The organism is Chryseolinea soli (genome assembly GCF_003589925.1).
Lineage (GTDB): Bacteria > Bacteroidota > Bacteroidia > Cytophagales > Cyclobacteriaceae > Chryseolinea > Chryseolinea soli.
The window spans coordinates 5,892,500-5,917,461 of the sequence record NZ_CP032382.1; the positions used below are offsets into that span (position 1 = coordinate 5,892,500).

Annotated in this window: 10 protein-coding genes; 9 read left to right on the forward strand and 1 reads right to left on the reverse strand. The window is 48.4% G+C overall.

All coding sequences use genetic code 11. The features are described from left to right. Positions 1 to 277 precede the first annotated feature (277 nt). The 9 genes from D4L85_RS24735 to D4L85_RS24775 all read left to right on the forward strand — a co-directional run bounded on the left by D4L85_RS24735 (position 278) and on the right by D4L85_RS24775 (position 21,231). Complete coding sequence (locus D4L85_RS24735; RefSeq protein WP_119756826.1) at positions 278 to 4,057, forward strand: InlB B-repeat-containing protein; 3,780 nt, start codon at positions 278 to 280, stop codon at positions 4,055 to 4,057. Then, positions 4,054 to 5,466 (forward strand): PorP/SprF family type IX secretion system membrane protein, encoded by a 1,413-nt coding sequence (locus D4L85_RS24740; protein ID WP_119756827.1) that lies wholly within the window; start codon positions 4,054 to 4,056, stop codon positions 5,464 to 5,466. Before D4L85_RS24735 ends, D4L85_RS24740 begins: the two co-directional genes overlap by 4 nt. A gap of 201 nt (positions 5,467 to 5,667) precedes the next feature. Beyond that, complete coding sequence (locus tag D4L85_RS24745) at positions 5,668 to 9,801, forward strand: hybrid sensor histidine kinase/response regulator transcription factor (protein ID WP_119756828.1); 4,134 nt, start codon at positions 5,668 to 5,670, stop codon at positions 9,799 to 9,801. A gap of 466 nt (positions 9,802 to 10,267) precedes the next feature. Next, positions 10,268 to 13,426: a SusC/RagA family TonB-linked outer membrane protein gene (locus D4L85_RS24750; protein ID WP_119756829.1), complete on the forward strand. Its 3,159-nt coding sequence runs from the start codon at positions 10,268 to 10,270 to the stop codon at positions 13,424 to 13,426. A gap of 88 nt (positions 13,427 to 13,514) precedes the next feature. Next, complete coding sequence (locus D4L85_RS24755; RefSeq protein ID WP_119756830.1) at positions 13,515 to 15,083, forward strand: RagB/SusD family nutrient uptake outer membrane protein; 1,569 nt, start codon at positions 13,515 to 13,517, stop codon at positions 15,081 to 15,083. A gap of 32 nt (positions 15,084 to 15,115) precedes the next feature. Beyond that, a complete protein-coding gene (locus D4L85_RS24760) occupies positions 15,116 to 16,318 on the forward strand; it encodes a glycan-binding surface protein (protein ID WP_119756831.1) in 1,203 nt (400 codons plus the stop codon). Positions 16,319 to 16,448: 130 nt separating this feature from the next. Continuing rightward, positions 16,449 to 17,888 (forward strand): cellulase family glycosylhydrolase, encoded by a 1,440-nt coding sequence (locus tag D4L85_RS24765; protein ID WP_119758934.1) that lies wholly within the window; start codon positions 16,449 to 16,451, stop codon positions 17,886 to 17,888. A 28-nt stretch (positions 17,889 to 17,916) separates the two neighbouring features. After that, positions 17,917 to 19,494, forward strand: a complete 1,578-nt coding sequence (locus D4L85_RS24770) for a GH39 family glycosyl hydrolase (protein ID WP_119756832.1) — start codon at positions 17,917 to 17,919, stop codon at positions 19,492 to 19,494. Between the two features lie 96 nt (positions 19,495 to 19,590). Beyond that, the gene (locus D4L85_RS24775; protein ID WP_119756833.1) at positions 19,591 to 21,231 is read left to right on the forward strand and encodes an alpha-L-fucosidase; all 1,641 of its coding nucleotides are present in this window, start codon (positions 19,591 to 19,593) and stop codon (positions 21,229 to 21,231) included. A gap of 68 nt (positions 21,232 to 21,299) precedes the next feature. Here the strand turns inward: D4L85_RS24775 and D4L85_RS24780 are convergent, their stop codons facing one another. Next, complete coding sequence (locus D4L85_RS24780) at positions 21,300 to 24,518, reverse strand: sensor histidine kinase (RefSeq protein ID WP_160143981.1); 3,219 nt, start codon at positions 24,516 to 24,518, stop codon at positions 21,300 to 21,302. Positions 24,519 to 24,962 lie beyond the last annotated feature (444 nt).

The following is a 24,962-nucleotide window of genomic DNA, read 5'->3' on the forward strand; positions in this document are numbered from 1 at the left end:
TGACCCACACGGTAGCTCGACCCCTACACCATTCGTCGACTCCTATTGCTTCTTGACGCGCAGCAAAAGTAACGTGCTCTTGTGTCGGTCAAGATATTGTTGATGCGAAGTACCCCTCCTTTGTAGCGCAGATTCCTGTGCCGTCCGCGTATTCGTCAGAATATATTTTTATGCAATCGTTGTAGGCCTTACGGTTCGCCTTGTGGTAGACTTTTTATGACCTAATCCGGGATTTTTGGAACCCCCACATGTACGCGCGAACAATTTACTTTCGCGGATGAAAACAGGGATAACCGGTGCGCAGCACAGCAGACGGGTCTTTTGGATCACCACGATCTTTAAGACCCTCTTTGTAACTTTTCTTTTCTTCATTCCTCCGATAGAGGGACGATCTCAAACGGAGACCTATACCTGGAGCAACGTATCGCTGGGGGGCGGCGGTTTCGTATCCGGTATCATAAGCCATAAGACATCCGGAGATGTTTACTGCCGTACGGATGTCGGTGGGGCTTACCGATGGAATGCCACAAATTCTAAATGGGTTCCTTTGCTCGACTGGTGTTCGGAGGACGAAGTTACCTACCAGGGCGTTGAGGCGATTGCTTTAGATCCACAAGATCCTAACAAGGTATATGTGTTAGCCGGTACCGACTATTTCAACGGAGGAAAGACTGCCATATTACGATCTTCCGACAAGGGCAATACTTTTTCTATTACCGATGTAACCGCCAGTTTTAAAGCACACGGCAATGGTATCGGAAGAGCAAATGGCGAACGGCTTGCTGTGGATCCGAACAATAGTAACATATTATTTTGCGGAACCAGGAGAAACGGATTATGGAAAAGCACAAATGCCGGTGCAACGTGGACATTGGCCTGGGATGGAGTCACGGCCACTCCCAACGACAATGGAATTTGTTTCGTCTTATTCGATCCTGGTAATGTCTCGGGAGGCATTACACAAACCATTTATATAGGAGTTTCCCAATACGCAAGCACGAATATTTATAGAAGTACCGATGGCGGTAATACTTTTTCAGCCCTGTCCAGTGCACTGCCTACAACCTACATGCCGCACAGAGCCGCGCTTTCCGGAAATATGTTATACATCACGTATGCAAATGGTTCAGGTCCACATGGACATTGGAAGACTGAACTGAACGAACCTTCGAACGACGGACAAGTATGGAAATTTAATACAAGTACATCGACGGCGACAAACATCACACCATCGACAGGAAAGGCATACAGCGGGGTAAGCGTGGATCCGGCAAATTCCAACAGGATTGTCGCATCAACCACGAATGCATACGGCAATAACCAATTCGGTACCGCCTATGGAGATTTTATTTATTTATCCACCGATGGCGGAAATACATGGACATTAAAATTATCCAGCACGAGTACCATGGACACCAATGGCTTGGGATGGATAGTCGGTTCAAGTATACACTGGGCTGGCTCCCTTGACTTTGATCCATTGAATACGGCGAGGGTAAGGGTTATTTCAGGGAATGGGATATTTACCTGCGACAATATAAACGCGGCAAACACGACCTGGAAATTTGATGTAAAGGGTATTGAAGAAACCGTAGTGCTGGATGCCACAAGCATTCCCGGTGGTAATTTTATCTCAGCGGTAGGAGACGTATACGGAGCAGTATATTCTGATATTTATACTTATCCGGCCAAGAATATTACTCCCACGGTGGTTTGTAATTCAGGTGTAACGTATGCCGCGAACAATACCAACAAAGTTGTTAGAGTTGCCGATAAAGTATATTACTCCACCAACCAGGGAGCAACCTGGACGCAATCGCCTTCCACGAATGGCACGTATGGGAAAGTAGCTTTATCCGCGGATGGGAATACGATCCTTCATTGTCCTAGTGGTGGAAGCACGACGTATTACTCAACAGACAATGGAGGAACATGGACAAGTACGGGAGTCACGGATGCTAAAGACGCCTTTCCGATTGCGGACCTCGTTAATACAAGCAAATTTTATCTTTATAATCCTAGTACGGGACAGCTACTGGTAAGCACAAATAAAGGCGTAAGTTTTTCGGCTTCAGCATCTAATCCAGGTCAATGGGGTTCGAGTGTGGCAAGGGCTGTTCCTGGTAAGGAAGGACATGTGTGGGTAGCTTTAAACGGGAGTGGATTAAAATACACCACGAGCAATGGAACTTCATGGACAACGGTCCCTAATGTTACCTATTGTGCGGCAGTAGGATTCGGGAAACTGGCTCCCGCTGCGACTTATCCAACGATCTATATATGGGGTACGATAGGAGGAGTGAGGGGGTTGTTCCGCTCGATTGATCAGGGAGCTCACTGGATAAGAATAAACGACGATGCCCATGAATGGGGTGGACCGGGAAACGGAAATTTTGTAATGGGCGACATGAATGTATATGGCCGGGTATACATGAGTAGTGTAGGAAGAGGTCTTATTGCCGGAGAAGCACCTAAATATACCCTTACGACAACGGCATTGCCATCTGCCGGCGGTACGGTGACAGGGGCAGGATCGTATACCGCCGGAAGTACAGCAACACCAACCGCTACACCTGCGGTCGGATACACTTTTACGGGTTGGAGTGGTGACGCCACCGGAACTTCTGCTTCCGTTGCCGTAGACATGACCAAAAACAAGTCTGTCACGGCAAACTTCCTGGCAACGAATTATACACTTGTCACGACGGCATCGCCCGCTGCAGGTGGTACCGTGAGCGGGGCTGGACCGTATGCAGCAGGTAGCACACCGACAATAACGGCAACGCCTGCAGCCGGATATGCCTTTACAGGCTGGAGTGGCGATGCATCGGGAGCAGCTTCGTCTACGACGGTAACGATGAACAGCAGCAAGTCGGTGACGGCAAATTTCCAGGTAATTAAATATACCCTTGCCACTACCGCATCACCCGCGGGGGGAGGTGCCGTGAGCGGAGCCGGATCCTATGATGCCGGTAGTGCAGCGTTGCTCACAGCGACCCCTGCAACAGGATATACTTTTATTGGCTGGAGTGGTGATGCAACAGGAAATGCTTCTTCGGTGACCATAACGATGAGCGGCAACAAGACCGTCACAGCAAATTTTCAGGCACAATCCAGCGCAACGAAATATACGCTGGCTACAATTGCCTCACCGTCTGCGGGTGGTAATATCAGTGGCGCGGGAACGTATGATGCCGGTAGTGTAACGGCACTCACAGCAACGCCTGCGGCTGGTTATACTTTTATAGGTTGGAGTGGTGATGCAACAGGAAGTGCTTCTTCCACAACCATAACGATGAGTGGCGACAAAACGGTCACAGCAAATTTTCAGATACAATCCAGCACAACGAAATATACGCTGGCCACAACAGCATCGCCGTCAGAGGGTGGGAGTGTAAGTGGCGCGGGAACGTATGATGCCGGTAGTGTAGCGGCACTCACGGCAACGCCTGCCGCGGGCTATACTTTTACAGGTTGGAGTGGCGATGTAACAGGAACTTCTGCGTCGACTACGGTAACCATGAACAGTAACAAAAATGTTACGGCAAACTTCAGCATTGCTGAAGTCACGATTACCGCTACCGTTGTGCCGGCAGCAGGTGGCTCTGTAACAGGAGCAGGTGAATATCCATCAGGCACCACAGTAATCATAGAAGCCCTAGCAGCGGCCGGATATAATTTTATTGGCTGGAGCGGCGATATTGCAGGCACCGCTACTTCACAAACCGTAACCGTGAGCAACGATATGGTGGTTCAGGCCAACTTTGAAAGTACTGAAGGGGTTGCTTTAAAAATTCCCAGGCTCTTTTCACCGGATAACCACGGTGATATCAGCACGGAAGCATGGAATATTGAAAACGCTTATTTGCTGGATGGATGTGAGATGGTGATCTATAACCGGCAAGGACAGAAAGTATATTCTTCTCTTGGGTACGCTACTCCCTGGGATGGAACCTCAAACGGCAAGCCGCTTCCGGATGGTGCCTACTTCTATATTATCCGGTATCCTGACAATAAAAAACAAGCTGGCAGCGTAACCATCGCCCGACTCAAATGAAAATTTCATTTAGAATTCTACTCTTCTGTACGGCATGGATGATAACCGGTCCGCTACAGGCGCAACAGAACCTGGTGTATAGCCACTACTTTCTTAATCCGTTCCTCTACAATCCATCGTTTGTGGCGCCCAACGGGTATAGCGAACTTTATTTGAACTACAGGAATCAATGGACTGGCATTGAGGGTGCACCCGTCACCGGGACGGTAAGCCTCCATTTGGCCTTGAACCATAAGACGGGTATAGCGTTCACGGGATACCAGGACAAGGCCGGCGCATTAAAAACAACCACGGGCCTGGCGACTTTTGCATACCAGGTATACCTGGGCAACAGCGTGAGCGACGATCACAAACTAGCTTTTGGATTATCGGCTGGTGCAACCAGCGTGTCTATCCATGGCGACAATAGTTTCGTCAACGAACCGGTGGTCGGTACGACATCGTCGTTCGAAGGGCAGTTTGGAATGCATTACCAACACAAGAACCTGAAGATCGCTTTTGCCATACCCCGTCTTTTCAATACGTATGTTGCCTCCGACCAGGACTTCAATAAAGTGGGCTTTAAGCAAGTGCGCACTACGCTGTCGTCGGTGAGTTACGCGATACCGATCGGCGAACGGATCGTATGGGAACCCATGGTGACGTATCGCACCTATGAAAATACGCCATCCCAGTTCGAAGGCTTGGGAGTTTTACGAATGGATAACATCGTATGGTTTGGCGGATCATACCGGCAGCGCTACGGCGCTTCCGCCTTTGCAGGATTCAACATCAAAGACAAATTGAAATTGGGCTATGCGTACGAGTTTGCAGCGAGCCAGGTGAACGCACTGGGGAATGGCACGCACGAAATACAATTGGTCGTGCGACTCGGGAAAAAGAAGTTGGGCAAGTCGCAGACAAAAGCAAAAACGCCACTCCAGCGACCACAGGCTGTTGCCGACACGGCATCGGTTGCAGACCTCCCCAATGAAGATGTAGCACAGCAAGAGAAAAGTGAAAGCGCTACACTCACCGGGCAATCGACAGCTTCAGCAGCGACCCGGCAAGACGAACCGGTGATCAAACCGCCTGAACCGGCGTCCGCTATACTGCCTGCTACGGTCATGCCAACCCATTCGGACGAAGAAAAGCAGGGATCGGTAAAATCACTTTCCGGAAATGGACTACCTCCAGGACATTATGTGGTCGTGGGAGCGTTCCGTTCGGTCGAAAATGCGAAGCGCTATGCCCGTAATCTGAAGCGCTCAGATTACCCGGCAGATGTGGCCTATCACCCGGGGCGACAGTATTATATCGTTCACATGAACCATGCCGCGACAATAGAAGAAGCGCGTCAACTGCGTGACAAATACAGACAGATGTCGCGCTATTCTTTCCGCGACACATGGATTCTCAGTATTGAATGACATTAAATTGTATCTTTACTTAGGCCAAAAAAATGGCCAGGCACTCATAAAGAAGTGTTTGGATACATATGGTGGACGGGTTTGTTTCCGCTTTGACGTAACATTCAGTTTGAGCGGGCATAAGCCTTTTGATCAACGATAGATGCGAGGAGCCGTCTTATTATTTTACATATATTTTGATTTAACTATTCAAGTGAAGTCGTGAGAGATCGTGCTTTTTTTTTGGCAGCTTGCCTTGCCTCTATATTTCTGGTGATCCAACCGGCTATTGAATCTTTTGGGCAAGAGCATCGCTTTGGCCACATCGATGACCGGAAGGGCTTGTCACACAACTATGTAAAAACATTCTATAAGGACAGGACCGGTTTTCTGTGGATAGGCACCGAGTCGGGTCTTAACCGTTTCGACGGCTACTCGCTAAAAATATATCGCAACGATCCATCCGACTCTACTTCTCTTTTTAACGATGATGTGGTGCGACTATACGAAGCACCCGGCGGAATGCTTGGCGTAGCGACATCGGTCGGACTCTGCTTTTATAATTCTGCAACAGAAACGTTCACAACGGATTTTCGATTCCTTAGAAAATATTCAATCGCAAACCCTGCAGATCTCGTCAATATTATTCATGACAAAGCGGGTAACTACTGGTTTCTCTTTAGAAATAATGGGCTTGTGCTCTACAATGAAGAAAAGATGACCACACAACAGTTCAGGCATCTTGATAACGATCCGACCACCATTTTCACCAACAACGTCACTTCAGTTGTGCCTCACCAGGATGGAAGTTACTGGATAGCGCATTCCAATGGCGTTGCAGAGAATATTGTCCTTGAAAACGGGAAACTCAAGGTGGTTAACCGGATCTCGTTTTCGCCAAAGGAGTCATCCTATAAGGACAGGTATCTTCAATGTGAATTGATGATCGACAACGATGGAGATCTCTGGTGTTACCGGTACAATTCAGACGAAGGAGTGTTTTATTACAATGCAAATAAACGTAGTGTAAGCCACTTCGAAAAGGAGTCCAAGGATGTGGCGCTAAGGGATGACTTGATATCGGGTCTCGTTCAAGACAACAAAGGCAATATCTGGATTTCTTATGGTAGGGCGGGAATTGATATTCTCAATAAAAAGAATTTCGAAATAGAAAGCATTTTGCATGATCCGGAGACGAATGAAGGGCTGAGCGAGAATTCGATTCCCGGCATGTTTAAAGACACTGACGGTGTCATCTGGGTGGGTACCTATAAAAAAGGATTGAACTTCTTTCATGAAAGCATGATGCGGTTCCCGGTTTATAGCCGACACTCAAAACCGTATGCTTTGCCTTTCGAGGACGTCAACCGTTTTGTAGAGGATAGGAAAGGCAACCTGTGGCTCGGCACAAACGGCGGAGGGTTGATCTACTTTGACCGGCAGAGTGGTCGCTTCACAACCTACAAACACAATCCGAAAGACCCCCATAGCCTGAGCAGCGATGTTGTTGTTAGTTTGTGTCTGGATCACGAGGACAAGCTTTGGATAGGGACTTTCTTTGGTGGATTGGACTGTTTTGATGGCAAGACATTCACCCGGTATCAACACGATGCAAAAGACGCTACAAGCCTCCCGGGTAAGAGTGTCTGGGAGATCTTTGAAGATTCTGAACACCGGCTTTGGATTGGGATGCTCGACGGGGGGCTTAACCTCTTTGACCGGAAAAATAAAACATTTGCCCGGTACACTCATCCCAAGCAAACAGCGCTTTACTCCTCATACATCTCAACGATCATGGAAGACTCGAAGGGCAACCTCTGGTTTGGAACGTCCGTGGGCATTGATGTGCTCATGAAGGAATCCGGAAGTATCACACATTTTGGATCGGAGCGGAATAATCCGGCATCCCTTCGAAGCGACGCCATTCTGGGGACCCTGGAAGATTCCGAGGGGCGGATCTGGATAGGAACACAAGGGGGACTTAGTCTGTGGCAAAAGGGAGCCAACCGGTTTATTAACTTCAGCGTGAAAGATGGATTGCCTCATAATGTCATCATGTCTATGAAAGAGGACGCAGCCGGGAGGCTTTGGCTGGGTACCCCGAATGGACTGTCGTGTGCAACGATCGTGACCGAAGACGGCCGCATTCGGCTTAAGCTCGCCAACTACTCAGAGGCCGACGGTCTGCAAGGGCAGCGGTTCAATGAAGATGCGGCCCTCCGAACGAGGAGTGGAGAGCTTGTCTTTGGCGGGGCCAATGGATTCAATATTTTCAAACCAGGCGATATCGGGCATAGCAAAACGATACCACGACTTGTGCTGACTGACTTTCAGTTGTTCAACCGAAGCGTCCGGCCGGGAAAAGCGGACGGCACGCACTTCGCGTTGTCGTCTTCCATCACGACCAACCCTTCCATCGTGTTGACCGCAAGTGATGATGTTTTTTCAATAGAGTTTGCCGCGCTCGACTTCATACAGCCTTTCAAAAACAGCTATAAATACAAACTGGAAGGATTTAACCAGGAATGGCTGGTAACCGACGCAAACAACCGGAAGGTTACGTTTACCAACCTGGATGCAGGAGACTACGTATTTCGCGTGATCACCTCAAACGATGATGGGCTCTGGAGTGAAGAAGGCATTTCACTTCCCATTAAAGTGCTTCCACCTTTCTGGAAATCTACAAAGGCCATTGTCGTTTACCTGCTCATCCTGTCATTGCTTCTGTTTATCGCGCGTAAACTCATCCAGCAACGCGAGCAAATGAAGTTTGCCATGAAACAACAACAGGAAGAGGCCATGCGGTCGCGCGAGTTGGATATGATCAAGACAAAGTTCTTCACCAATGTGAGTCATGAATTCAGGACCCCGCTTTCACTGATCATTTCTCCACTGGAAAAACTCAACGAACAGGTCGTTGATCCGGCGCAGCTGAAAAATATAGAACTCATTCAGAAGAATGCCAAGAGATTATTGAACCTTGTCAACCAACTGCTCGATTTTAGAAAAATGGAGGTTCATGACATTCGCTTTCATCCCTCGGAAGGTGATATCATCCGGTTTGTTCGTGAAACCGTTTCTTCCTTTGCCGATCTTTCGGAGAAAAAAAGTATCCGGCTCACATTCGAATCAAACACCTCTTCCCTGGAAGCCATCTTCGACCATGACAAAGTCGAGAAGATCTTGTTTAACCTGCTTTCGAACGCCTTCAAGTTTACCATGGACTCCGGGGTGATTTCAGTAATCGTAGAGGTTAACGACGCGGCTGAAAATAGTATTGTAGAGATCATGGTGAAGGATTCCGGGATCGGGATCCCTGCTGAAAAACACGAGCAGATCTTCGAGCGCTTCTTTCAAAACGACTTACCCAGTTCCCTTATGAACCAGGGGAGCGGTATAGGTCTTGCTATTACAAAAGAATTTGTACGCATCCATGGAGGCACGATTCGGGTGGAGAGTGAGGAAGGAAAAGGAAGTTCCTTTATCGTGGTGTTGCCGCTGAAGAAAATGGTTCACGCCGTACATGAAACCATCAATGAGCCCGTGAACACGGTGGTCGACGCTCCTATAGAAGAGGTACCGGCATCGGAAGAGAAGCCTTTGATTTTGTTGATAGAAGATAACGAGGATTTTCGTATTTATTTGAAGGATAATCTTAAGACATCGTATGCAGTTATCGAAGCTGCGAATGGAGAAGAGGGCTGGAAAAAGGCGATCTTGCAATACCCGGACCTTATCGTGACGGATGTGATGATGCCGGGTATGGATGGCATTGAGCTTTGTAAAAAAATAAAATCCGATCAGCGTGTATCGCATATACCCGTGATCCTGCTCACGGCCCGTTCGGGTGAAGAGCAGCGATTGGAAGGATTTGAAGTTGGCGCAGATGACTATATCCCGAAGCCTTTCAGCTTCCCCATGTTAGAGTCGAGGATCCGCAATCTGATCTCGTTGCGGAAAGATCTCCACGCGTTGTTCGCCAAGAAGAACGGGATCAAGGCAAGCGAAATCCAGGTCACCTCGCTCGACGAGCAATTTATCCATCGCGTTGTCCAGGCGATCGAAAATAATGTGTCCAACAGTGAGCTGACAGTAATGGATCTAAGTCATGAACTGGGCGTGAGCCGTGCCCAGTTTTTTAGAAAGGTGCAAGAGCTCACCAACAAATCGCCGCTGGAACTTATTCGCACCATTCGGTTGCAATATGCAGCGCAACTTCTCGAGAAAAGCCAGCTTTCGGTTTCTGAGGTCGCCTATCGGGTAGGCTTCAATAACCCCAAATACTTCGCTCGTCATTTCAAAGATCTGTATCACGTATTGCCATCGGCTTATGCCAACGGCAAGCGAAGAAGTTAGCCCGGACCCTTGTATTAGACGTTTGTTACCCACCTTTAGGATGATTTGTTACGCTGGCAGGAACGGCGTCTGCCTATTTTTGCGGAACAAATATTCCGTTTTGAAGCGAAAATTAAGAATCCTGCTTTTTATCGAAATGGTCATGTATGTGCTGATCATTTCCATTTTCACATGGCTCCTTTCCATGGTGTAAAATGAGTTGCGGAGCCGTTATTTGAGAGGATACGAATCCCACCCGGTAAAATCATACCTACTTTCGAGACTTTTTAATACCCCCTTAGACTCCATATCCCTGTCTCTAAGACGAATCAATACCGTCTGTAACCGGCATCCGCCCATACATTTACTGCAAACGATTACGGAATTGTAACTCAGAAATCGTCAGCGCTCTAGGGACCCAAACGGGTTCGATAGGCTGGATTTTAAGGGTAAGTCGGTAAAAGTTTAACCTCTAAACCTCAATTATATGAAAAAGAAGCTCTACAGATGTTTCGGCATTTCTGTATTGATCCTGATGCTAGGTTACCTCCAGGTTCCGGCGCAACAGCGATCGATCACGGGAACCGTAAAGGACGTATCTGGAAGTACCATACCAGGCGTCAGTGTAGTTGTAAAAGGTACGAGCATTGGGACGGTAACGGATGCTGATGGAGCATTTTCCATTAATGCCAACTCCAATGAGACGCTCGTATTCACGTTTATCGGCTATAAGCGCGAAGAAATCCTGATCACCCAACAGACCAGGCTCGACATGACATTAAGTGAAGACGTGAAGACACTTGATGAGATCGTAGTGGTGGGGTATGGTGAGTCAAAGAGAAAGGATGTCACGGGCGCGATCTCTTCCATTACCGGCGATGAGATCCGAAAAACAAATCCCGTCACGTTCGACCAGGCGTTGCAGGGGAAAGTAGCCGGCATGGTTGTGCAGCAGATCTCCGGTCAGCCGGGAGGAGCTGTTTCTATACAGATCCGTGGGATCTCCTCTTTTAGCGGCGCTTCGCCTTTATTTGTGATCGATGGCGTGATCATCGGCGGCGGTGCGAATACCGCAGTCGGTTCCAACCCGTTGGCGGGTATCAACCCATCGGAGATCGAGTCCATCGATGTTTTAAAAGACGCATCAGCGACCGCCATCTATGGCTCACAGGCCACGAATGGCGTGGTGATCATCAAGACGAAAAGAGGTCAGGTATCGCCACCCAAAATAACCTACGATTTCTATACCGGCTATCAGCAAGTGAGGAAGATGCTTCCTACCATGAACCTGCGGGAGTTTGCCACTTTTATAAACGACAGAAATACAGGCTTAGGCTGGGGATTCGATACCAGGCCTCAGTTCGCCAATCCCCAATACCTGGGCGAGGGCACCAATTGGCAAAAAGAGTTATTCCGTAACGCGCCGATGAGCAATCACTCGGTGACGGTGAGCGGAGGTGACGAACGGACGCAGTACTTATTTTCAGGCGCTTACTTCAAGCAAGAGGGAATTGCCCTGGGCTCCGGATTCCAGCGCGTCTCCGTGCGACTCAACCTGGATAACAAAACCACCCGTTGGTTGAAAATTGGAACCAGCCTGCAGCTCGTCAATATTAAAGAGAACGTCAACTCCACAAACTCAAATGTCATTTCGACGGCACTCAGTCAAACACCCGACATCGCCGTAAAAAATCCGGATGGTAGCTGGGGCGGTGGTATAGATCCAAACGGCTGGGTGAACGCCAGCAGAATGGCAAACCCCTATGCCCTTGCCCTGATCAATACCGATCTGGCAAAACGCAACCAGCTCTTCGGCAATGTTTACGCTGAAATAGAATTTACCAAGAACCTGATGCTGCGAAATGAAGTGTCGGGAAGCTTCGCCATGGGTACGGAAGATAAATTCAATCCCACCTATACGATGGGACTTAATGTGAATAAAACAAATTCTGCCACGTACTCCTATACACAAAACTATTACACGATCGTCCGGAACTATCTCACCTATTCCAAGTTGTTCAACTCCGCCTATAACCTCAACGTTATGGCGGGACATGAAGCGCAGTTGAGCACCAGTGAAAGCGTTTCGGCGACGCGCATAAATTTCCCGTCAAACAACGTTCACGCCATCAACAGTGGCGATGCCACGACGGCCACCAACTCGGGCACCAAAGGACAGAATGCCCTGGAGTCGTATTTCGGTCGTGTCAATTTTATGTGGAACGATAAATATCTGATTACCGGCAATGTGCGCGCAGACGGTTCTTCAAAATTTGCGTCGGGCAACCGGTGGGTAACAACCTACTCTGGTGCATTGGCGTGGAAAATTCAAAATGAGAATTTTCTTAGAAACACGCCAGTTAATGAGTTGAAGCTCCGTGTAGGCTATGGACTCACCAACAACCAAAATATAAAAGACTATGCCTATGCAGCCACACTAAACACCATTTCCAATGGTCTGTCAGGTGTTGCTCAACTTACCGGCAATCTGGCGAATCCGTTGGTGCAATGGGAAAAAACCAAATACGCCAACATCGGCCTGGATGGAGCCATCTTAAACTCACGCCTCAATTTCTCCGTGGATTTTTATGACCGCACAACCGATGGCCTTTTGCTAAGTCTCCCGTTGCCTTTCTATTCAGGCACAACCACAGGCTATTTACCGGGCGCCCTGGAAGCACCGTATGTAAATGTTGGGTCGGTGAGCAACAAAGGGTTTGATTTCAGGATCAGTTCAACGAACCTGACCACAAGAAGTTTCTCCTGGAGAACGGATGTTACCGTATCGCACAACACCAATAAAATAGAAAAGCTGAATACGGATGGGGCTTCGTTGCCGAGTTACTATGGGGCCAATGTTGCGGCCATGTCGGTAGTGGGCAGATCGATGGGACAATTTTATGGTTATCAAACCGATGGCATATTTGCAACCGCTAACGATTTTGAAACCCATCCCTTACCCATTAACCCTACAACGGGTGCAAAATTGCCGATCGGACCATCATCGGGGTCGATCTGGTATGGCGACTACAAATTCAAGGATGTCAATGGCGATGGCGTTATTGATGAACATGACCAAACGTTCCTGGGTTCGCCCATTCCTAAATTCCAGATTGGTTTCAATAACACATTTACCTACAAGAATTTTGATCTGAATGTTTTCTTCAGCGCGAACGTGGGTAACAAAGTATTGAATGGATTGCGCATACAAAGCGACAACCCGTTGACAAGCTTTGGTTATTTTAAATCACTGTCAAACCACGCGCAACTGGCATTGATCGACCCCAATGGATCGGCTTCGGACATCAACAACGTCTACGTTACCAATCCAAACACCGATATCGTAGGGCTCCGGAATGACGATACGAATAACAACAATCGTATCTCCAACCGGTATATCGAAGACGGTTCTTTTGTTCGATGCAAAACCATTTCGCTGGGCTACACGATCCCCGAAAAGATCATGTCGAAATTGCGCATCCATTCCTTGCGGATCTATGGTAATGTATCCAACGCTTTTCTCATCACGAAATACAAAGGGATGGATCCTGAAATCGGTTCGTGGAATCCGCTGTCCGCAGGCATGGATAACGGTTTTTATCCCCAGCCCCGGGTATTTACGATCGGCGCTAACCTGCAGTTATAATGAGATTGAAAACAGTGATGTATAAACTGCGTGCGAAGAGCGTATTAAAAAATTACCGTAGGTTCTTTAAATACTAAAATATCAGGCAATGAAATCAATATCTATCATACTCGCCCTGTTCGTTATCGTATCCATAACGGGCTGCGAAAAAGATTTTCTTGAACGTCCTTCTTTATCACAGATAAGTTCTGATAATTTTTATCAGACAACGGCAGATTTAAGACTTGCTACCGCTGCACTCTACGGCGGTTCTCCATGGTGGCAATGGAACACGCAGCCCTACATGATGCTGGGTGATGTCATGAGCGGTAACCTGATCTCGCAATGGTGGGGCGATGCCGTGCAGCTGAACACGTTCTCCATTACAGGACAAAACGCCATCATGCAGCAAGCCTGGACGGGCTTGTACATTGTGGTGGCGCATTGTAACGCAACCATTAATGCGATAAAGGCAAAAGCACCCGCTTCCATTTCGGAATCGGATAAAAATGCGGCCATTGCAGAAGCCCGGTTTATTCGTGCCGTGGCCTATTATCACCTGGTCATGCTCTGGGGCGATGTGCCGATCATTGAAGACAACACCAAACTCATCAGCTCACCGCTGGTGAACCGGAATACCAAGGCGGACGTCTACAGGTTTATCACGGCCGATCTGGCCTATGCCTCGCGAAACCTCCCTGCCACAGACGCCGCCGGGAGAGCCACCACGTGGTCGGCACAAGGGATGGCCGGTAAAGTATACCTGACGATGGCCGGTTTATCGCAGGAGGGGGGCTCACGCAATCAGACCTATTTAGATAGCGCAAAATTTTTTGCCGGCAATGTGTGTAAGAACAGTGGACGGTCTCTGTTTCCCAGTTACTATGATCTGTTCAAAACGCAATTCAATGACAACCCGGAATCCTTATTTGCGCTGCAATGGGCGCCCGGCGTAACGTATGGCTTTGGCAACATGTTGCAGACATACTCTCCCAGCTCCGACATCACGCCCAACAATCAAGGGGCCTGGCTTTTCCTGCAGCCAACCTACGATCTATACAAACTATATTCCAAGAAAGACACGATCCGGCGCAAGGCCAGCTTCATGCTTCCCGGCGATAAGTATCCTGAACTGAACGCCGCAGGGGGTGGCTACACCTCCAATTCTGTAACCTTGAAAAAGCACATGGTCGGAACGCAAACGGATAATAATTCCCCAAACATGACACTCGTTTCGTCTGTAGAACACAATGCCCTGCTCAGGCTGGCCGATGTGTACCTCGTATACGCCGAAGCTATCCTGGGCAACAACGCATCCACAGCCGATGGCGAGGCATTGCAATATTTTAACGCCGTGCGCAAAAGAGCAGGCGTTGACCCGGCAACGATGCTGAATATGGATACATTGATCCAGGAGCGGCGAAAAGAGCTGGCATATGAGGGACATTACTGGTTCGACCTCGTTCGTCTTTCTTACTACGATCCTCAAAAAGCCGTGAGCCTTCTCAATGATCAGCAACGCGTGACCTTTGCGTATAGCAGCGGAATCGCCACACCGAATGCCCCGATCGGAAGCATTACGCCTGCAACTCCTGCCACATTTACCTTGCAGCTGCCGTCGGCGGAACTAACGGCAAACCCCAAGTTGGCGGATGCCCCGGTGCCTTATTACCATTGATGTATTTACGCTCAGACTTAAAAAAATCAAATATGAAAAAGATACTGTATAACTATACGCGACAGCTTTTTTTCCTGTCAGTGACTTTGATATGGCTGCAGGCTTGCGAAAAAGATGAGGTGAGTGCCCCGGTGATCACCGGCATCATAAATTACGCACCGTCGCCGGATGATACGGTTTTGCAAAGCCTGACGCCCGGCCAGTGGGTGGTGGTGAACGGACATAATTTACAAGACGCCCTCCAGATTTCCTTCAATGGCGTGCCGGCGAATTTCAACAATGGCTTGTTTTCAGATTCGTATGCTGTCGTACAGGTGCCGGCGGTGATACCGTTCCCATCCATACCTGCTGAAAAGCTCAATACCATCCAATACTTCACATCGCATGGGTCAGCAACCTTTGAGTTTAATATTGTTGCACCGGCACCCACCATAGCCAGCATCTCAAATGAGAATGCTAACACGGGAGACTCGGTATATATTTATGGAACAAATTTATTTCTGCTTACCAAAATAAGTTTTGCAGGCGTGCCGATCACCGCCTACACCTCTTCCGTAAATGGAACTTCTGTAGGCTTCGTTTTGCCAGAGCTTAGCCAGAGCGGGCCGGTAATCGTAGCGAACCAGTCGGGCGCAGATTCTACTGCATTTAATGTGAATGATGCATCGACCGGGGTCCTCTGTGATTTTGATAACATCAATACGCTTAGTTGGGGCACGGGTACAGATAACAGCAGCACCAATTTTCCGGGCAACAAGGGATCCTATGCCGTTCTCAATAATACTGTCCTAAGTGGTGGCGACGCGTCATGGTGGAATTGGCAACGCAGCATCAATACCAACGCGGTGCAATGGGTTCCGGCCAATAACATGAGCGACCCGGTTGGCGACTATGCATTTAAATTCGAGATCAATGTTCCGGATGCATGGAAGGGGACGTCTATTGTTGTCCTGAAGGATTACACCTGGACGTATGTTGCCCCCTATGAGCCCTGGAAAGATGCCAACGGAAATACTTTTTCATACTCCACGAAAGGTTGGCGAACCGTAACCCTTCCGTTATCCGGATTTAGAAAGGATAACGGTACCGGCGTTGCCGTTACAAGCTTGACCGATTTGTTGGGAAGCACGGGCAATGGAAGCGTAAACATCTATACGATCAACAGTGCCGGCACCCCTACAGCGACAGGGTTGGTCGCGGCCATTGATAACATCAGGGTGGTGAAAATCAAATAGCCGTCATTCACCCGCGGAGCATTTCGTTCTGGATTACTTTAAAGGCCCTCTCGGCGAAGGAATCATACGGTATAAACGGTATCGTATGATTCTTTTCGTTGGAAATAGTATACAATGAAAAATGAAACCCATGAAGATCAAATGTCCTTTTAAAATTTCTCTGTTTCTCGTGATGATCATTTCCTTTTCCTCTTGTGGAAAAGAAGGTGTTGAGCCGCAGCTATTGGTTTCCGAAACGGAGCTTTCCTTGTCCATGGCGGGCGCTACGTCGGAAATAACGGTGACCAGCAACGACAGCTGGAATATCAATAACAATGCTTCAGCATGGTTACAGTTAAGTCAAACAGGGGGTAACAGTGGCAGTGCCACCGTTCAAATAACCGCGGGACCCAATGCTACCGGTTCCACGCGTTCTGCCGTGTTGGTGGTGACCGCTGCCAACGGCCAGTCCAGACGCGTCAGCGTTTCCCAGGCGAGTCAGATGTATCCGTCCTACAATACATCTCCCAAACCACCGGATGCCAGTGGAATGAGCAGCACAGCCGTGCAACTCGCCGACAAGATAACATTGGGTTGGAACCTTGGAAATACCATGGAAGCCCCGGGTGGCGAAACAGGGTGGGGCAGCCCGGTCATCACGGAAGACTATATCAAGTTTGTAAAACAAAATGGTTTTAATGCTATTCGCATTCCATGTGCCTGGAATTGGTATCACGTGGATAACCAGGCGACCGCGCACATCGATCAAAATTGGCTCAACCGGGTTAAGGAAGTGGTGGGCTATTGTGTGAAAAATGACATGTACGTTTTGCTGAACATTCATTGGGATGGTGGATGGCTTGAAAACAACTGTACCCCGGTGAAAAAGGATTCGGTCAATGCCAAGCAAAAAGCATTATGGGAACAGATCGCCACGACGATGCGTGATTTTGACGAACACCTCATGTTTGCCAGCGCCAACGAGCCCAACGCAGACGATGCCACGAAAATGGGTGTATTGCACTCCTATCATCAGACCTTTATTGATGCCGTTCGCTCAACCGGAGGCCGCAACACGTATCGCGCCCTGGTGCTGCAAGGCGCACCCGAACTATTTGCCGTAAGCTCATTTCCCACCGACCCCACGCCCAACCGTCTCATGTACGAGCCGCATAATTATACACCTTTTCAATTTACAACCTTGGATGGAGACGCGAGCTGGGGTAAAATGTTTTACTACTGGGGTGCCGGCCATCATTCTACGATCGAACCCGATCGCAATCCAACCTGGGGAGAAGAAGACGAGCAGCTAAAAGGCTTTAAACTGTTGAAGGAGAATTATGTCGATAAGGGCATTCCTGTCCTGATGGGAGAATATGGAGCATACCGGCGAGATGGCACTAAAAACATTCCTTTGGACTTAGCCACCCACAACGACGCGGTTGACTACTGGCTGACCTACGTCACCCGGCAGGCGATAGCGCACGGGATCAAGCCATTTTACTGGGACATAGGCGGCGCGTTGGATAGAGCAAATTATACGGTAAAAGATCAGCGTACGATCGATGCTATTCTGGAGGGTGCGAAATAGAAGCTTTATGAATTGTAATCATTCAAGGATGAACCGGATCTACACCGCAGTGTTTGTTTGCCTGTTGGCAAGTTGTGCCATGGCTCAAAGTAAGAAAAAAGTAGCGCCCGAACGTGTGATCAACATTGATTTCAATGTTGAAAAAGGGCCACTGAATACCATGTTCAAGGAATGTGTAGGAGCGGGACGCGCCAACGAAGGCTTGCGTGCGGACTGGCAGCAACAACTCACTTACGTCAGAAAGGAATGTGGTTTCAAATACATTCGCATGCACGGGCTGCTGACAGATGATATGGCCGTTTACTCGCAGGATAAAAATGGAAATCCTCAATACAACTATATGTACGTTGATGTGTTGTTCGATTTTCTCCATTCCATCGGGATGAAACCCTTTGTGGAGTTAGGCTTTATGCCATCGCAGCTTGCCAGCGGAAACAAAACGATTTTCTGGTGGCGGGGTAATGTAACACCACCGAAAGACTATGAGAAATGGGCGGCATTGGTCACGAACCTCGTGCAACATTTTACAGCGCGATATGGCGAAGAGGAAGTAAAAACATGGTATTTTGAAGTATGGAATGAACCCAATCTCGATGGCTTTTGGGCCGGTAGCCAGGAAGAGTATTTCAAACTTTATAAATATAGTGCCGACGCCATAAAAAAAGTGAACGCATCTTACCGGGTTGGCGGACCGGGAACGGCAGGCGCTGCCTGGGAAAGCGAAATGATTGACTACTGCACGAGGAACGCTGCGCCTATCGATTTCATCAGCACACATGCGTACGGCGTAAAGCAAGGATACCTCGATGAGTTTGGCAATTCCGGTACGGTGCTGGACAAGAATCCAATGAGTGTAAGCGGCGATGTACTGGATTCACGTAAAGAGATCTCCGCTTCATCCAAACCCAACCTGGAGTTGCACTATACGGAGTGGAGTGCGTCTTATACCCCGGCAGACCCGGTACACGACAGTTACCACGAAGCAGCCTATGTCCTGCAAAAACTCAAGCAGGTAGGCCATGCCGCCAATTCAATGTCATACTGGGTCTTCACGGACATTTTCGAGGAAGCGGGTCCAAGGTCCACACCCTTTCACGGAGGGTTTGGTATGCTGACTATCCAGGGGATCAACAAGCCCGTGTTCTATGCCTATCAGTTTATGAACCGGTTGGGAAATACGGAATTGACAAATAGCGATAATTCATCCTGGGTGTGCAAGGATGCGCAAGGAAATGTCCAGGCCGTCCTATGGGATTTTACAAACACCCACCCCGGGGACTCGGTCAACAACCAGCGATACTATATCCGGGATTTGCCTTCAAAGACAAAACCCAAGATAAAGCTGGAGATTGCAAATATACCGGAGGGTATATATGCGCTGGAAATATATAAAGTTGGGTATCGCAATAATGACGCATACTCAACCTATCTTTCTATGGGGAAGCCAGCGCAGCTTACAAAGCTACAGGTGGAGCACATCAAGAAACAAAATGACGGTTCGCCATTTTTGAAAGAGATTGTATCCGTAAAGGCGGGATCTGTTTTTTCGCGTGAACTTGACGCCAGAGAAAACGATGTATTCTTCCTTAGCCTTGTAAAGCTCTGAGGGTTTTCCGATAAGACTATGGCAGACCCGGCGAGACCGGCGTCTGTAAACCTCGATGTACATTCAACACCATAATTTCTTTTTATACTTTGTATCATGAAAATTGTTTCAACCGTATTTTTTGTTTCCGCATGTATCGGATTTTGTCAAGTAGCATTCAGCCAGACTCCTGGACAGACACCAGCATCCCCGGCCAAGCAAGCAGGGGTGGGGGGTAAGTTCGAGCCGACGTGGCAGTCATTAAAAGAATACCAGGTTCCGGAATGGTTTCGCAACGCCAAGTTCGGAATCTGGGCACATTGGGGACCGCAGTGTCAACCCGAGCAAGGCGACTGGTATGCCAGGCTGATGTATGATGAAGGGAGTGAACAGTATAAATGGCACGTGGCCAACTACGGGCATCCCTCCAAGGCCGGGTTCAAGGAAGTTGTCAACGACTGGAAAGCACAAAACTGGGACCCCGAGAAGCTGGTGGCACTGTATAAACGGGCCGGTGCTCAGTACTTCTTCGCGATGGCCAACCATCATGATAACCTGGACCTGTGGGACAGTAAATATCAATCGTGGAACACCGTACGCGTTGGACCGAAGAAAGATATTGTCGCCGGTTGGGCCCGTGCAGCAAAAAATAATAACCTTCCATTTGGCCTGAGTGTGCATGCTTCACATGCCTGGTCCTGGCTGGAGACCTCACAGCGTTCCGATAAGAGTGGACCCCTTGCCGGCGTGCCCTACGATGGTCGGCTCACCAAGTCAGATGGAAAGGGAACATGGTGGGAAGGGCTCGATCCGCAGGAACTCTATGCGCAAGATCACGCGTTGAGCGAGGGAAGTGATAACATAACCTCCTTGTTCAAGCAGTGGGAGTGGGGCAATGGCGCGGCCACGCCTTCCCCGGAATACTGCAATAAGTTTTATAACAGAGTGGTCGATCTCATTGACCAATTTAATCCTGACTTGCTTTATTTCGACGATTCTGTTCTCCCGCTTTACCCTGTAAGCGACGTGGGTTTGAAAATTGCAGCACATTATTACAACCACAACCAGGCAACCCACCAGGGTAAACTTGAAGGGGTGCTATTCGGAAAAGTCCTAAACGAAGAACAAAAGAAATGCATTGTTTGGGATGTCGAGCGGGGAGCGCCCGAAAATATCCAACCGCTGGCATGGCAGACCTGTACTTGCATTGGCGACTGGCACTATAAAAGATCGATCTACGAAAAAGGAGAGTATAAATCGGCAAAAGATGTCATTCACATGCTGGTAGATATCGTAAGCAAGAACGGAAACCTGCTTTTGAACATCCCGGTTCGTGGCGACGGAACGATAGATGAAAAAGAGATCGCCGTACTGGAAGACATTGCATCGTGGATGAAAGTGAATAGTGAAAGCATTTTCGATACACGTCCGTGGGAAATATTTGGCGAAGGACCCTCGACAGAAGCGGCCAACCCGGTGAAGGCGCAGGGTTTTAATGAAGGAAAGGTCAAGTACACGGCGAATGATATACGCTTCAATAAAAAAGGAAATATTCTTTATGCTACTGTATTGGGCAGGCCGGTCGATAACATAAATATCAGGTCGCTGGGTAAGGGGAAGGCCAAGATCAAAAATATTGAAATGCTGGGCAGCACCGGGAAACTTTCCTGGAAGCAAAACCCGGACAACCTGGTGATCGAAAAGCCCAAGGCCGCGTCAAGTGACATCGCCGTGGTCTATAAAATATATTTGCAATAACGAAAAGCGTCAAAGCGATAGCGTAGGGAGAACGCATTGACATATTTCGTTCGATCGTTCTCCAAATTCTAGTTCATTTGCGTTTGATGGTATTTTTTGAAGAAGAGATGGAAAGTCGTGCCCTCATTGACCCTGCTCTCTACTTCAATTTTGCCGCCTATTGCGGTCATCTGGGTTTTTACCAGGTACAGACCCATGCCCTTTCCTTCAATATGAAGATGGAAACGACTGTATAGGTTGAAGAGCTTGTCTTTGCATAATGCCATATCCATACCGAGTCCATTGTCTTGTACGGTGAGGTGAAAATGTTCATTCACCAGCTCTGAACATATGCGGATCACGGGCCTCCTGTTGGGATGACGATATTTGATGGCGTTGCTGACCAGGTTTAATAGAATACTATCGAGATAGGGCTTCACGGTCCAAAGTGTCCCGCCTTTTGAAAAGTCTTCGTATAGCGTTGCTTTTCTGTCTTCTATTTCTTTCTGAAGGTTTATTTTGACGAGGCGCAGTTCTTCTTCAAGGTTTATCTGGACAATCTCAGACGTGGAATCCCTGCGTAATTCCAACACGGTATTCAGGTCCCTGACGACATGATCGAGTTCCTGTGTAGTGACCATCATTTTATCAATGATCGCGCGGGATTCTTGCAGATCATTTTTGCTGATGTCCAATATATGACCAAGTCCGAGGATCCGGGCTACGGGCGCGCGAAGGTTGTGCGCGGAAATGAATGCGAATTGCTCCAGTTGCTGGTTATATTCCACGAGATCGTGCGTACGTTCTTCAACCTCGGCTTCAAGCGTTTCGTTGCGTTTTATGATCTCGTTGTTTTGTTCCTCAATGATCTGTCGGGCCTTTTGCAATTCAAAATTCTGTGCCGACACGATATCGCGCTGGGCCGATATTTCCTCCTGGCTCTGGATAAGTTCTTCGTTTTGGTGCGCCAGCTCCTCGGTTCGTTTGTGTACCTGCAACTCCAGCATTTTGTTCTGCTTTTTCATGCTACTCACGCGGAGTCTATAGACGGACACAGCGACACCGGTCAGCAGCAGAACGCCCGCTAGTTTTGCCCACCATGTGCGCCACCACGGTGGTAAGACGCGGATGATCAGCGTTGCCGCTTGCTTGCTCCACACGCCATCATTATTGGTGCCTTTCACTTTGAACGTATAGGTGCCGGGATCAAGATTGGTAAACATAACCGAGCGCTGGTCGCCTACATAATTCCAGTCGGTATGAAATCCCTCCAATTTATAGGCGTATTGATTTTTAGACGTAGCGGTAAAGTTCAATGCAGCATATTTCAGGGAGAAGAAAGTGTATTCAGAAGGAAGGGTGATCATGCTGGTTTCGCTGATCTGACGCTGCAGGATGCCACCGAAATCGCCGGGCTTTGCGGGCTGATTGAGGATCCGAAGTTCACTAATGTAAATGCTGGGCGCGAAAGGATTGTCTCGCACGCTGTCGGGGTTAAAAATACTGATTCCCTTGCCGCCAAAAAGGAGTTGCCCGCTTTGGTTACGAAAGCACACATTGGGATTAAAGGTGTCGTCGGAAAGCCCATCGGCGACATCATAGTTGCGGAATGCACCCGTCGTCGGATTGAACCGGGAGATGCCATGCGCGGTGCTCAGCCAGAGGTTGCCGGCGTCGTCTTCCAGGATGCCCTGTATGACATCGTTGGGTAGTCCATCGTGCGTGGTATACCTTTTTTTAAACGCCCCGTCGACGAGCAGATGCAGACCGTTCCGGGTGCCAATCCACAGTTGGCCATGACGGTCTTCCAACAGGCTGTTACACATGCCGCCGACTTGTATGGAGTCGGGATGGGTTGCTGTTTCAAACCTGGTCAACTCCTTTTGAAGGGGATCATAACATAAAACCTCTTCGATCGTACCAATCCAGATCTTCCCTTTTTTATCCACATAGATCGTCCGCATGTAATTATTGAACTCGAAATGGTTTTCGCGAACGTGGTCAAACGTGCCCGCGCGTTCATCGGAGAGTACGTTCAAACCATCATAAGTAGCCACCAGCAGTTGCTGTGTTTTTCCGGACTGCGATATGGAAAATACATTGGGATTGGAAAGACTCCCTTTGCGTTTTTCATCGGGCAGATAGTGAATGAAATTATCATGGGCCTCGTCAAACCGATGGAGGCCGCCGCCCCAGGTGCCTACCCAAATGCGCTGTTGCCGGTCCTCGTAGATGGCGAGTATTGGATTGGTCTGCAAACTCTCTTTTGCTGCTGTATGTTTGTAGTGCTTTATGCCTTGGGATGACTTCACGATCAGGCCGTCTTCGGTGCCCACCCAGAGGCGGTTCTTTGAATCCAGAACGATCGCAGTTACATTTTCATTTTCCAGGGGGATATTCAGTTCCAAGAACTTTTCCTGTAACCGGTCAATCACCGCTATCCCATTCGAAAATGTGCCGGCCCATATTCGTTCCTGCCGGTCTTTGTAAAGCGAGTGGATAGAGTTGCCGGGCAATGACTCAGGGTCATTCTTGTTGGCTTGAAACGTTAACAGTTCATTCGTAAGGGTATTCAACCTGCAAAGACCACCGTTCTCCGTGCCAACCCAAAGGTAATTTCCATCCGCACAAAGATTCAGTACATTATCGACCGGCAATGCCGGATTTGAATGGGTGTTATAGAGGGTGTTGTCGTCTGTTGCCGGGTTATACTTTTGCAGGCCTTCACCGGTAGCAATCCACAGATTGCCTTCCCGGTCTTTTACGACGCGGTGAAGCCCCCGGGAGGAACCCTGCCGGTGGATGGTTTTTTCTTTCAAATCCCAACGAAAGAGACCCGTCTCGCGAACGCCCACCCAAAACTCATGATCAGATGCCGGGATGAGGGCGTGCACCGGGTTACGCGAGTTGAAAAGTTCATAGTACCGGTGCTGGTTCGTTTTCTTATTGATTTGGTTTACAAAAGCTTTGCCATGGCGTATACCTCCAATCCATACGCACGTGTCATCTTCATGGAACTCGCTCACCTCACAGTCAAATGAATATTGCGATAGCCGTTTGAAATTGTCTTGCTTGCGATTATAAATATGAAGTCCGCCGCTGCTGGTGCTCACCCAGAGCACACCACGGCTGTCTTCAAATATCTGTAGAATAACATTTTTTAAAAGGCTGGTGGAATCGTTTGCGTCACTGCGATATACGGTTGCTTCATAACCATCGAACCGGTTGAGTCCGTCTTCGGTGCCCACCCATAAAAAGCCACGCGAATCTTGCAAAATGCATGACACATGTGGATTGGACAGTGTCATGGAGGTCTTTGAGAATTTGACCTTCTCCAATGGAGCTTGTGCAAAAGCCTCCCACGTCAAAAAAACGAGAAATGACAATCCATATAGAGAGCTTGTCTTCATCATATTGGTACGTCAACGCGAGTTAATGAATATACACATTTTCAGGTAAAATATGGGGGTTTTAAGCTCAGGAAACCGTCGGTGACCGAGCCTGATCCGCTGGATATAGGCAGCATGACAACAGTGAATTCTTTTCGAAATGAAGGCCGAAGGCGGACGAAATGGCTACCCATAGCGATGAGACCAAATGTACTAGGTGTGCATAATTTTTTGGCTGCGTTTTTCGCAATTGAGACGAATAGCACACGTTTTTGAGACATTTAGATAGGGGTGGGAACATTTAATTTAGGGTGTTCCCGTGTAAAGGAGATTTTTGGTTACTATTCTCCTTATGGAGTCACG

Bases quoted from the DNA above. Each gene is read 5' to 3' on its own strand.
- D4L85_RS24775 (WP_119756833.1), top strand. From the start codon at position 19,591: ATGAAAATTGTTTCAACCGTATTTTTTGTTTCCGCATGTATCGGATTT.
- D4L85_RS24735 (WP_119756826.1), top strand. From the start codon at position 278: ATGAAAACAGGGATAACCGGTGCGCAGCACAGCAGACGGGTCTTTTGG.
- D4L85_RS24755 (WP_119756830.1), top strand. From the start codon at position 13,515: ATGAAATCAATATCTATCATACTCGCCCTGTTCGTTATCGTATCCATA.
- D4L85_RS24760 (WP_119756831.1), top strand. From the start codon at position 15,116: ATGAAAAAGATACTGTATAACTATACGCGACAGCTTTTTTTCCTGTCA.
- D4L85_RS24750 (WP_119756829.1), top strand. From the start codon at position 10,268: ATGAAAAAGAAGCTCTACAGATGTTTCGGCATTTCTGTATTGATCCTG.
- D4L85_RS24770 (WP_119756832.1), top strand. From the start codon at position 17,917: ATGAACCGGATCTACACCGCAGTGTTTGTTTGCCTGTTGGCAAGTTGT.
- D4L85_RS24765 (WP_119758934.1), top strand. From the start codon at position 16,449: ATGAAGATCAAATGTCCTTTTAAAATTTCTCTGTTTCTCGTGATGATC.
- D4L85_RS24740 (WP_119756827.1), top strand. From the start codon at position 4,054: ATGAAAATTTCATTTAGAATTCTACTCTTCTGTACGGCATGGATGATA.
- D4L85_RS24780 (WP_160143981.1), bottom strand. From the start codon at position 24,518: ATGACACTGTCCAATCCACATGTGTCATGCATTTTGCAAGATTCGCGT.